We start from the raw sequence: 12,235 nt of genomic DNA on the forward strand, positions 1-12,235 counted from the left end.
CAGGTTTTGACCATCTCGCGCTGCATATTGGATGACGGGAAAACGTACCCGGTAATCTGATTTCGCTGGTTGGGTGATCTCAAGAATATGCCCACTATCTGTCGCTAGACTCTGCAGCACTTTCTCCCGCTGTCTGAAATTTTTTCCAGAGCAGCGGGTTCATGAAAGGCTTCCAGTCGCTGGGCAGAGGCGCACAAATCATGAGCCGTAGTTTCTGAACCGGGTGCTCAAAGGTGAGCGATCGGGCATGCAGGGCAATCATCTTGCCGAGCGGAGTTTTTGAACCATAGCGGAGATCACCCAGGATCGAGGCACCGGCATGGGCTAGTTGGACACGGATCTGATGACTGCGCCCAGTCATCGGCTGCACTTCCACCAAAGTTCGTGTTCCCTCAGGCATTACCAGCGTTTCGAGTTGACGATACCGGAGCCTTGCCTGTTTGGCGCCAGGCGTTTGAGGGGATGTCACCCGGGTATGATTTCGCTCCTGGTCTTTGATTAACCAGTCGACGAGTTCTCCCGCTGCCGGGTTCAGTTGGCCTTCCACAATGGCCAGATAGGTTTTTTCGGGCTCACGCTCGCGGAACTGTGCCGAAAGCCTTGAGGCGGCTTTCGACGTTTTTGCCAACAGCAGCACACCGGAAACTGGCCGATCAAGTCGATGAACGAGTCCCACATAGACGTTGCCAGGTTTCTGATGACGAATTTTCAAGTCGTCCATGGCCAATTGCACCATGTTTTCATCACCAGTTTCGTCTCCCATCGTCAAGATACCAGCCGGTTTCTCCACGACCAGGCAATGATTGTCCTCGAAGAGAATGTGCCATCGCTTCATGCCAATTGCTGCTTTCGCCGGAAGAACTCGATTTCACGAGAAAGATCGTCGGACGGTCAAATGATCCGGCAAATCACCCCAGGTGCCCGGGTCATGTGGGATATGAATCATCGAAGTTCAATGACCCAGTTGATAATGACAGGCAGTCTCTGGACTTCGATGATTGTCGCGAGTTGAGAGAGTTGATCAGCAACGGCTTCAGGTGTCTCTTCGGGTTTCGGTGGTGTTTCTTTTTGGGGTGCGAAGGATCGCCGCCAGGCCTGATACTCAATCTTTCGCCGGGTCGCCACTGCCTGATGCAGCTTTTCAGCACGAGCCTTCAGTGGTGGAATTTCCAGGCTTGGCAGATTGATTCCATCACGCAACTGGCCGAGCGTTCCCAGCCAGACTTCCTCATTGTTGGCTGTCAGTCGAATCTGTCGATCATCGGGTTCGTCGTCGAGTTCAGAAAGATCGGCCTGCCAGGCAGGCTGGGGGAGGTGACCTTCTTCACGATGCCAGGCGAGAAGTTTTTCATCGACATCAGGAATAAACCATGGCACGTTTTCTGTGGTAGAAGCTCTGTAAATCGTCTCAGAGTTCCCAGGGACAAACACACGTTCGACATCGGGTTGCTGCAGGCTGAGCATCTTGGCGGCAGTCATCGCCATTAACCAGTGGCCAGTTGTATTCGGGTGGACGGCATCCGGTGCTAAATGAAAAGAAACGTCCTCTTCCCGGCGTCTGGCCAGCCAATCATTCATCGAACCATGGAGATCTCCCACATGGACATGGTCACGCTCACTGAGAGTCAGCAGCCATTGTGAGTAGGTTCCCAAAGTGTCGTCATAATTCAGGTAAGGGAACCGATAGCCAAAATGTGTGGCCTTCAGGTCGCTGGCCTTTCGCTGATAAGGATCAAAAGGGGGCGGCGTGAGAATAATCACATCTTCGGCCAGAGCTTCTCCAAAGCTGCGATCCAGCATCGAGAGCACACCATCTCGATAAGCAAAGAATCGGTTCCAGTCGAACGGATGGTAAATGCCATCGTTCATGCCAAAGCAACTCACAATAATCGTGGGCTTCAGCGGAGGAAGATCGCGCGTGAATCGATCCAGAGCGCACGGCCTGGGTGGTTTGTGATCAGCTTCTGTCAGGCCCGAAAGTGTTTCGCTGCTGATTCCGCGATTGTAAATGCGGCCTTTCCACTCGGGCCTTGAAGCCAACAGCCATGTTTCAACCAGATCGACATACTGGCCACCTTGAGTGATGCTGTCTCCGTAGAAGACGATCACGTCGTGCTCTTCGACATCGACCTGGGCCATGACCGACTGTCCGATCACCCAACTCGCCAGCAGGATGGCACACAGTCGGGAACTGATTGTCAACAGGCGGCGTGCCAACGACTGGCAGGGAGCTCGCCGGCGGCCAGATATCCGCAATGATCGCTGAGTTCTTGTCGTCTGTAGGACTGAAGAGTCAATCGCTGGGTGCATACTCAGGTTCTCGAATCGAGGGTTAATGACCACGACATAATCTTTTGGGGAACTCTCATTGTGCCTTGAGAGTGAAGGGTATTCCAGTTTCGCATGGCCTCGAAACTCATCAGAGAAGCACACGATTTTCCCTTAATCTTCATCGACGAAGGATACTATTCCAGAAAGTCATGGAACAGACCATCAGAAAGTCAAAGACTCCTGGTTGATGGAAAGGGATTGGCGATGTCCCATCTGGTATTCAGTCTGGCGGGTGAAGGACGAGGCCACGCTGTGCGAGTTCGCACTCTTCTCGAGCGACTCAAGCACGAACATCGAATCACCGTCTTTGCCCCCGATCAGGCGTTTGAGTTCTTGTCGCCACTTTATCCGAGGGCCAGAGACCGGGTACAGATTGAGCGTATTCCGGGGTTGCGATTTCATTACACGAATTCGCGGATGGATGTCAGTCGCTCGATCTGGGAAGGCCTGAAGTACGCGGCCGTCACGATGCCTTCGATTGTGAGAAAAATCCGTTCATTCATTGATCGCGAGCAGCCCGATCTGGCGATCATCGATTTTGAACCAGCACTATCGCGTGCCGCATTCAAATCGGGTCTGCCAACAATGATCCTGGATCATCAGCATGTGTTGAGGGCCTGCGATTTCTCGATTTTGCCCAGGGATTTGCAGTGGCACGCCGCTTCAATGAGCTGGGCCGTCTGGGCATTCTACGCACAGGCCGAGCGCACTTTGGCTTCGTCGTTTTATACACCGCCACTCAAGCCTGAATTTTCCTTCGTGAAGCAGGTCGGGCCCCTTTTACGAAGGGAAGTCACTGAGCGTCGCACTTCGCGAGAAGGTTTTGTGCTGTCGTATCTCAGGCCACAAACACCGGCTGCCACACTCGATGTTCTCAAAAGTTTGCCTTGTCAGGTCAAAGTTTATGGCCTGGGTGAGCAGCCTTCTCAGGGCAATCTGGTTTTTTCGCCGATTCACGAGATGCGATTTCTGGACGACCTGGCATCGTGCCGGGCAGTCATCAGTGCTGCAGGAAATCAATTGTGCGGCGAGTCTCTCTATCTTGGTAAGCCCATGCTGACCTTACCGGAGAGCCAGCATTTCGAACAGCGGATCAACGCGTGGTTCTTGCGGGAAATGGGTGCGGGCGATACCTGCGAACTGGAATCTTTCTCAACAAAGAAACTGCTGCAGTTCTGGGAGCAGTTGCCGGAGTTTGAGCAAGCCGCAGAACGTTATCGTGGAAAAAATGACGGGACACCAATTGTTCTGGCTGAGATCGATGACATGCTCCGCAAGCATGCACCCGCAGTACGCCTGCCCGATCCTCAATGGCCCAACCGGAACCTTGCGACAGCCAAAACCCCTGCCAAGCCTCAGCTTTCGACGTGATCCACATCCCCGAAATTCACAGTGTGTTGGGGAGTGAGTCGCCAAGCATGCTGGCTCTGAGCCGCTCTGATGGCACATCAAATTGGCATGCTTACTGGTTTGAGGTGTGGCTGAGGTCAAACTTTCTCGGTTAACCTTGGTTATGGGACGCTGACCGTCGACGTCTAAGTCAAGAGTGGTGGCAGGACACGCGCATGGTGCGGCTTCTTACCATAGTGCAGAGCCGCAACGACCCGGCCACAAGTTGGTCGGGCTACCCTGTCGTGACAGATGTGTGAAAAGGCAGAATCTGCATCAACTCATGAGTTGCTGGAGTTGAATTCCTCGGGGCGATTCCACCATGGGGCACTCACGTTCTGGTCGAAACGACTTTAGGGGCCAACCCGGATCTCGATATCAATTTGTTAGGCGAGCGACGCATCATCTCTCAGGAACGAGCCACCGATAGACGATTTCCTTGTGCTGGCAAGGACTGCCATGGGCCAGAGCGGCAAAAATTGCCACTCATAACGGCAGTCAATCACAGGGAGGTGCAGATTGGCTATGACATCACGTCGTCGCGCGGTTCCGGGTACGGATTCGACTTTAGCGCCAATTGCTTCGTCAGCAACTCACGTGATCAGATCAGGCCATCGCCCGGGTACGATCCCTCCTGTCCCCCGCAAAAAACGGTGGCGGCACTGGCTCTATGCGGCCACACTGCTGGTCGCCGGTAGTGCGGGAAGTGCTTCTGCCGAAACCTTTACGGTGACAAACAGCAACGACAGCGGTGCCGGGTCGTTACGCCAGGCCATGCTCGATGCTGCGGCCAATGCGGATGCCAGTAACACGATCAACTTTGCTGCCAGCCTGGCGGGTGGTGACACCATTACGCTGGCCAGCGCGCTGCCAAACATTGGTAAGAACCTGACAATCGATGGTGCGGGAAATACATCGCTAGCCATCAGTGGAAATGGTCAGTTCCGCCCATTTTTTGTCGAGACGGGGACCGTTTCGATCAGCAGCCTCACCATCCAGAATGCCACGGCAAAGGGTGGCAATGGCGGCAACGGCTATGCAGGTGGTGGTGGTGGTTTAGGGGCTGGTGGTGCGATCTTTGTGAATACCGGTGCTGCTGTCACTGTGCAGGCCGTAACGTTCTCAAACAACACAGCCCAGGGTGGCAATGGTGGCGTACGCGACACAAACATTGGAAGCGGAGGTGGGGGAGGCGGATCCATATTCGGAACCAATGGCAGCAACGCTTCGGGGGATAACGGTGGAAATGGTGCTGGCCCCACCGGAGGTACAGGTGGCCTTGTCGGTGGGAACAGTGGCGGAGATGGGGGCTTTGGTAGTGGTGGTGGTGGTGGCGGATACTTGTTTGATATTCCGCCAGCGAAAGGTGGTGATGGCGGAGATGGCGGCTGGGGAGCCGGCGGCGGCGGTGCTGGCGGAATACCGGGTGCTTCTGTTTTCAACACAGCAATTGGAGGAACCGGTGGATTTGGTGCCGGGAGTGGTGGAAATCCATTTGGTAGTGGTGGCGGCGGTAGCGCATATGGCGGTGCGATCTTTGTGCGCAGCGGAGGTTCGCTGACAGTCGTTGATAGCGGAATTTCCGGAGGTTCAACTGTGGCGGGAACTGGCTCATCAACCAGTGCAGCCGCAGGAACGGGCCTCTTTCTCAACGATACGACAATCAACTACAACGTGACCACCGGCAATACAGTTACGATCAGTGATACCATTGCCGGGACTGGGGGCGTCGTCAAGGACGGTGCCGGTACTTTGGCTTTGGGGGGAAATAGTGCCATCTTTCAAAATAGTGGGCTGGTTACGATTAGTGATGGAGCGATTTCTGGTAACACAACTCAGTTGAACAATCGAGACATCGTTAACAATGCCGAACTGATTTTTGATCAGGCCTTTGATAGCACTTATAGTGGTGTCGTCACGGGAACGGGGCAGTTGACCAAAAGTGGAATTGGCACACTCTCGATCACCGGGGCCAATACGTACGAAGGTGGCACCAATCTCAATAACGGTGTTCTGGGTGTTGGAGCTGGTGGCAGCCTGGGAACGGGAACCATCCAGGCCAACGGAGGCTGGCTCCAGTTCAATGACTCCAATCAGTCACTCTCGAACGACATCTCGCTGAATCAAGACCTCACGGTCAATCAATTGCAGGTCAGCAACTCGACTCTGAGTGGTGATCTCTCCGGAGATGGCAAACTCACGGCCAACGGAGCCGGTGCTCTATGGCTCAGCGGTGATAACAGCAGCTTTACCGGCGATGTCGATATCCAGAACTTCATGCTGATCCTGACGAACGACAATTCGTTAAACCAGGGCAATAATGTCCACATCGCTCATGGCTCGCAGTTGGCCACCTACCTTGCCAGCCACGCGATCATTGGTGATCTCACAGGTTCTGGTAATATCAATCTGAATAATGCTGGCAAGGTGACCGTCGGGACTTCCAACGATTCCACCTTCGATGGCCAGATCACGAACACCGGCACGTTTGTCAAAGCTGGTAATGGCAAACTGACACTCACTGCAGATCAGGCTCTCAGCCACACTGGGATCACGGAAGTCACCCAGGGCACACTCATCGGCTCCACAGCAGCCTTTAACGACCACGACATCATTACGAATAACTCACGGGTCGAGTTTGACCAGGAGACCAATGGCACCTATACCGGCGTGATCAGCGGGAATGGCCAGTTGTATAAGTCTGGCGCGGGAGTTGTCACTTTGGATGGTGCCAATACCTACTCAGGTGGCACTACGATTTTCGAGGGGACACTCCGCCTGGGAAGTCATGGATCTCTATCGAGTAGCACCAGTCTCAACATTTCTCCCAATGCTGTTTTTGATCTGAATGACCAGTCACAGACGATTACCTTCCTCGTGGGGAGTGGCAGCGTTTTATTAGGTTCGGGTGAACTGACGACTAACACTTCGATCACCACCACCTATAGCGGTGTCATCAGCGGTACGGGTTCGCTCATTAAAAATGGCCTAGGAAACCTGACCCTTTCTGGCACCAACACTTACTCCGGCGGCACCACCATCAATGATGGGCGGATCAATATCACTCAAGATGCGAATCTGGGTAACGCCTCAGGGGGATTGAACTTCAACGGTGGGACTCTTGGCGTCAATTCCCTGTGGTTGACAACCAATCGAAATGTGTTTCTCGACACCAATGGTGGAACGATCAACCTTGGCAATAATAGCGTCTTGTTCCTGAATGGGATTATCAGTGGCAGTGGTGATCTGGAAGTCTCAGGGCCGGGCTATGCGTTTCTTTCCGGAACAAATACCTACACAGGAGATACGAACGTTGCTGGGAGCTATCTGGGCATTGAAAGTGACGCCAATCTGGGAGCAAACACCAACCAGTTGAACCTGACCATGGGCACACTCATGCACCTGGCTGATATCACCTCCAACCGCACGATCAATGTGGCCTCGCAAGGGACAATTGATACCAATGGTTTCAACAGCACATTCTCTGGCCCAGTGACTGGTTACGGGCTGTTCGTGAAAACCGGCGATGGTCGATTGAATCTCACGGGAGACAGCACGTTCACGGGCGATACACAAATTCAGAATGGCAACCTCGCGATCAACGGAACGTGGGCAGGTGGCATGCTGGTCAATGGTGGGGTGCTCTCAGGAGCTGGGACAATTGCTGGAAATGTCCATAACGAGAGTGTGGTTGCTCCCGGTAACTCGATTGATACTCTGACGATCAATCAAAACTATTCACAGGGAGACAATGGTCGCCTGGATATCGAAATTGCTCCGGGTGCCGAGCATACGGACGTCCTGAATGTCCTCGGCGAAGTTCATCTGGATGGTGAACTCAATGTGACTGGCCAGGGCCTCACAGGCTTTTCCATCGGGGATCGCTACACGTTCCTCTATGGTTCAGGCGGTGTGAACGGGACTTTTGGAACGGTGACGGACGATCTGGCGTTCCTGGATGTTCAGCTAGACTATACAAACCCCTATGCGGTGTCCTTCGTGCTGGCCAACTCCGCTTCTTTTACCAGTGCCGCATCGACTCCCAACCAGTTCCAGGTGGGGACGGGATTGGATAACGGTGCCCCGGGTGCTACGGGCGACTTTGCCAATCTGATTTCGCAGATCACATTGTTGACCACGCCCGAAGCCCAGGCTGCCTACGACAATCTGAGTGGCGAAATCTATGCCAGCAACTCGGCTGCCTCGATTGAACAGTCGCAATCACTACTGAGAAATCTGGCCGAAAGACTGAGGCAGAACGCAACGAGAAATGGTTCTCTGCTGGCAGTTCGTATGCAGACACCCGATCAGGCCTTCCAGATGGTTTCAACGGGGGGCTTGAACCAGCAGGACGACATCATCCGCCTCGCACACAGTCAATCGACGAATGATCGTTTCTCCCATCCAGTGACTGCTCAATCGGTCGCAGAGTTTCTGCAACCCGTTTCGCATGCCCAGACCTGGGATGGCTGGATCGAAGGCTATGGTCAGTCGGGACGAATTGGTTCCAATGGCAATGCCAGCGGTATTGGCTACAGCTTCGGAGCTACTAACTTCGGAATTGGCTACTACCTCGACGAAGTCACCACAGTGGGTGTACTGGGCGGTTACGCCAACAGCACGGTACGTGGCGGTGGTTCCGGACAGGATCGCAGCGAAGTCGAAACAGGGCAGGTGGGGCTGTATGGCCGAACCAGCATTGGTCAATACTATCTGCTGGGCGTGATCAACTACGGCAATCAAAGCTATGACACGAATCGTATTGTGAATGTCGGCGGTACAATCAATACTGCGGATGGTAGCTACAACGCCAATCAGCTCGGAGTGTTACTTGAAGCCGGTCAGAATCAGTCGCTGGGCAATTTCGTTGTCCAGCCATTAGTCGGTTTGCAGTTTATTAACCTGTGGACAGACAGCTTTGCGGAGAACGCTACAGGTGGGGTGGGGTTGAATGTGGATGATCAATCCGACAGCTCACTGCGCGGTTCGGTGGGTGGTCGGCTCTTGCGGCCCATGACTCTGCGAGGTGGCCGAACATTCGTTCCGGAAATGCAGGCCCGCTATATGTATGAATTCCTCGATAGCAGCCAGAGTATTGGTGCCACATTCACAGGGGCGGCACCCGGGGCACCCTTTGCGATTCAGGGAGTCAGCGCCGGTAACAGCTTTATTGTCTACGGGGCAGGTGGTTCGCTGGTGCTGAACGACAGTTTCAGCATCTATGGCCACTATATCGGTCAGGCTTCAGATCAAATGACCTCACATACAGGGACCGGTGGATTCCAGTTCCGCTGGTAAGCTCTTGCGAGCTTCGGGCCTTCGGCCGGGTAGTGCCCCTTAGGACCGCTCTGGAAGGTTTTAATGTAGGGTGTTTGAAGCTCCAGCGTAATGTACCGGCTTTTGATAGAGCAGAAGCATCGGCCGTCAGGGCGATCGATCTGCGAAGATAAATTCCTTATTAATGGCGGCTAATAATCCAGCGCAGCTCCGCCATCGGCTTCAATGGCTTGTCCAGTCAGAAAGCTGGAGTCCTCAGTCGCAAGAAAGAGAGCAATTTTTCCGATTTCATCCGGAGTGGCCATTCGTCCCAAAGGTTGTAGGCGGGCCACTCGATCAAGAGCCGCTTCCGGATCGGGAAGAGAGGCGGCCCATGTTCTCATCAGCGGTGTATCGACGTTACTGGGAAGGATCGCATTCACCCGCACTCCATAGCGTGCCAGTTCCAGGGCCAGCGATTTGGTGAAGCTCACCTGGGCACCCTTCGAAGCCGCATAAGCGGTTGAGTTTTCCTGTCCCAGGACTGCTGTCATCGATGAGATGTTGATGATTGTGCCGCGAGTCTTTTTGAGTTCCTCAATAACTGCCTGACTGGCCGCAAATGTGGCGATGAAGTTGACTCGCATCACCTGCTCAACCAGTTCGAGAGAGGTTTCGGCTATCGTTAAAGCGGGAGGATGGATCCCTGCATTGTTGATCAGGCAATCCAGGCGACCAAAAGTTTGGAGACCCGACTGAATTGCATTTTGCAATTGGGCTGTATTGGCCACATCACAGACAATTGGCCAGACTTGCTCGCGGTGTGCAGGAGCGAGGCTTTCGAGCCATTTCTCCAGTGCAGATTGATCGCGATCCAACGAGATGACTCTCGCTCCTTCGTCCAGAAACACCTGGGCACAGCCGGCACCAATCCCAGCCGCACTGCCAGTGATCAAAACAACACGATTCTGAAATCGCATGGGAATCTTTCTGATCTCAATCAATGGGTTGTCGCATGCCGTATCAAGTCTTGAAATGACAACAGAGAAGGACTATCCCGTTCGCCACAATTTGGCTACACCATTTCTGAAATGAATGATCCCTTTCGAGTGGATGTCTGCCGGTAGTTATTTCCTTCGTGACTGTCGGCCTGAGGCTTGCTGGCGAAAACGAGCCTGATTGCTGATAAGCTCTGAGATCAATTCAAAACAAAACTCACCGCGGCATCTAAGTGACCTGCAGTCCTGGAGCAAAACTCCTTCATGATCGAATACAACCGTTACAGCTGGTGGAAGACGGCATTTTCATTTCGCGGAACTGCCTTGCCCCGGGCTGGCTGGCGTGTCTTCACCTGTGTGATTTATGCCTTGCTGGTGCAGGCCACTTTTGAACTGGGAAGTGATCTGCAGTTGTTCGATGAACAGCGATTTCTCGGAATCGATCCTGTGGGGCATGCCGTGGTCGGTTCGCTCCTCGGGTTCCTGATTGTCTTCCGCATGAACTCTTCCAATAACCGTTATTGGGAAGGGCGGTCTCATTGGGGGCAGTTGATCAACAGTTCGCGAAATCTCGTGCGTTTTGGCTGCGAGTATGGCGAGCGAGGTTCAACTCTTTCGAGGTTGGTGGCCGGGTATGTGATCTCACTGAGAAGGTCATTGCATGGTCAACGCGATACCGAGGAAGTCGATGTTTACCTGCCAGCAGAACTTTGCGAGCAGGTCTCGCGATTTGGAAACATTCCGACGGGAGTCACATCGGCCATCAGTCACTGGATTGGCGAGCAGTATCGGAAAGGCAAGCTCGATTCGATGCAGGTTCGCCAGATGGAAGATCAGCTTTCCAAAATGGTGGATGCTCAGGGTGGGTGTGAGAAAATCCAGAAGACCCCCTTGCCATTCATCTATGTGGCGATGATCAAGCAACTGATTCTCGCCTATTTGATCACCTTGCCACTTGTCTTGTGCGAACGCTGTGGCTGGTGGTCTCCTGTGTTAATGTTTGTTGTTTCGCTGGCACTTCTGGGTATGGAGGAAGCCAGTGTTGAAATTGAAGACCCCTTTGGTTCCGATGGCAATTGCCTCGATCTCGAAGCGTTGACATTGACCATCGCCCGTGACGCCGGTCAGTTGGCACTGTTCAAACCCGTCTTTATTTGTGACGATCAGCACGATTAATGCAGGGATGTCATTCATCTTCTCCCCGGAAAGATTTGAAAATGGATTTGATCTATCGGTATGACCCGTATGCACCTGTCACTCCACGGCAGATTCCTACCACTGAAGCTGCGGTCAATCATCTGCTCGAAGGGAATTCACGGTTCATACAATTTGTGCGGCAGATGCAGAAGCACACACTGGATCCTTCTCTTAAAGATCCTATCGTCATGCCCATCAGCCCGGTGGCGATGGGTTTGCCCTTGTTCGAAGGAGCCGTGTTGACCCAGGCTCCATTCGCCGTGGTACTCGGTTGTTCAGATGCCCGCGTGCCGACAGAACAGATTTTCGATCAGTCTTTCAATGATCTGTTTGTTCTCCGAATTGCCGGGAACGTACTGGGGTCTGAATGCCTGGGCTCTTTGCATTATGCAGTGAAAGCCCTGGGCGAAAGCCTGAAGGTGGTGGTTGTCATGGGGCATTCCAAGTGTGGAGCCGTCACGGCTGCGGTCGATACGTATCTTTCACCTGAAGGATATGCCGATATTGCTTATACGTTCCCATTACGAACACTGGTCGATCAGATTCAGATTGCTGTCCGCGGTGCGGCTCGCGCCCTCGACCAGTATTCGCCGATCTTCCAGCACAACCCGGAACTGCATCGATCCTTCCTGGTTGCCGTGACGTCCTACATCAACAGTTCCATCACGGCTCTTGAGCTCCAGAGAGAACTCAAACTGCGAGTCAAGAATCCGCCACAGGTGAAGTTTGGCATTTACGATTTCGATTCGTTGCGTGTTCAGGCTTTACCACTCGAATCGGGGGCAGCACCTCAGTTGCGCAATGCGCCGACATCTCCCGAAGAGTTGTCGCAGTATTCCAGTGAAGTGGTCGAAGCGCTGTTCAATCTGCCGGATGAAGAGCGTGATAGCTGCCGCTTGACGATGAAGCTGTAGTGGCTCAGCCATCGCACATAGTCGCTTCCTGAAGTTCAGTTTCGTGCCATGCTTGTGACGTGCCTCGTGCCATGCAACGCCGTCCACGATTTTCTCAGCAGGAGTTGAGCAGTCTTTCTCCTTGGCGGCGTTGGGTTTGAGTCAGGCGTT

Annotated in this window: 7 protein-coding genes; 4 read left to right on the top strand and 3 right to left on the bottom strand. The window is 53.5% G+C overall.

Annotated elements, in window-relative coordinates; genetic code table 11:
* Nucleotides 1-94: 94 nt before the first annotated feature.
* A complete protein-coding gene (locus A6X21_RS06060; RefSeq protein ID WP_068846715.1) occupies nt 95-835 on the bottom strand; it encodes an RluA family pseudouridine synthase in 741 nt (246 codons plus the stop codon).
* Between the two features lie 107 nt (nt 836-942).
* Nucleotides 943-2,310 (bottom strand): SGNH/GDSL hydrolase family protein, encoded by a 1,368-nt coding sequence (locus A6X21_RS06065; protein ID WP_068846716.1) that lies wholly within the window; start codon nt 2,308-2,310, stop codon nt 943-945.
* A 225-nt stretch (nt 2,311-2,535) separates the two neighbouring features.
* Between A6X21_RS06065 and A6X21_RS06070 the strand changes: the two genes are divergently transcribed.
* Nucleotides 2,536-3,702 (top strand): glycosyltransferase family protein, encoded by a 1,167-nt coding sequence (locus A6X21_RS06070; protein ID WP_165603694.1) that lies wholly within the window; start codon nt 2,536-2,538, stop codon nt 3,700-3,702.
* A 615-nt stretch (nt 3,703-4,317) separates the two neighbouring features.
* The gene (locus tag A6X21_RS06075; protein ID WP_131818210.1) at nt 4,318-9,018 is read left to right on the top strand and encodes an autotransporter domain-containing protein; all 4,701 of its coding nucleotides are present in this window, start codon (nt 4,318-4,320) and stop codon (nt 9,016-9,018) included.
* 170 nt (nt 9,019-9,188) lie between these two features.
* On the opposite strand, the gene A6X21_RS06080 is transcribed toward A6X21_RS06075, so the two are convergent.
* Nucleotides 9,189-9,956, bottom strand: a complete 768-nt coding sequence (locus A6X21_RS06080; protein WP_068846719.1) for an SDR family NAD(P)-dependent oxidoreductase — start codon at nt 9,954-9,956, stop codon at nt 9,189-9,191.
* 282 nt (nt 9,957-10,238) lie between these two features.
* On the opposite strand from A6X21_RS06080, the gene A6X21_RS06085 reads away from it, so the two are divergent.
* Both A6X21_RS06085 and A6X21_RS06090 read left to right on the top strand, forming a co-directional pair.
* On the top strand, nt 10,239-11,150 hold the full coding sequence (locus tag A6X21_RS06085; protein WP_068846720.1) for a bestrophin family protein: 912 nt from the start codon (nt 10,239-10,241) through the stop codon (nt 11,148-11,150).
* A 41-nt stretch (nt 11,151-11,191) separates the two neighbouring features.
* The gene (locus tag A6X21_RS06090) at nt 11,192-12,085 is read left to right on the top strand and encodes a carbonic anhydrase (protein ID WP_068846721.1); all 894 of its coding nucleotides are present in this window, start codon (nt 11,192-11,194) and stop codon (nt 12,083-12,085) included.
* Nucleotides 12,086-12,235 lie beyond the last annotated feature (150 nt).

It is taken from the genome of Planctopirus hydrillae (assembly GCF_001707835.1).
Taxonomy (GTDB): domain Bacteria; phylum Planctomycetota; class Planctomycetia; order Planctomycetales; family Planctomycetaceae; genus Planctopirus; species Planctopirus hydrillae.

What these genes read in the sequence shown, in the direction of transcription:
- A6X21_RS06060 (WP_068846715.1), bottom strand. Translation starts at nt 835, where the DNA reads ATGAAGCGATGGCACATTCTCTTCGAGGACAATCATTGCCTGGTCGTG.
- A6X21_RS06065 (WP_068846716.1), bottom strand. Translation starts at nt 2,310, where the DNA reads ATGCACCCAGCGATTGACTCTTCAGTCCTACAGACGACAAGAACTCAG.
- A6X21_RS06085 (WP_068846720.1), top strand. Translation starts at nt 10,239, where the DNA reads ATGATCGAATACAACCGTTACAGCTGGTGGAAGACGGCATTTTCATTT.
- A6X21_RS06080 (WP_068846719.1), bottom strand. Translation starts at nt 9,956, where the DNA reads ATGCGATTTCAGAATCGTGTTGTTTTGATCACTGGCAGTGCGGCTGGG.
- A6X21_RS06090 (WP_068846721.1), top strand. Translation starts at nt 11,192, where the DNA reads ATGGATTTGATCTATCGGTATGACCCGTATGCACCTGTCACTCCACGG.
- A6X21_RS06070 (WP_165603694.1), top strand. Translation starts at nt 2,536, where the DNA reads ATGTCCCATCTGGTATTCAGTCTGGCGGGTGAAGGACGAGGCCACGCT.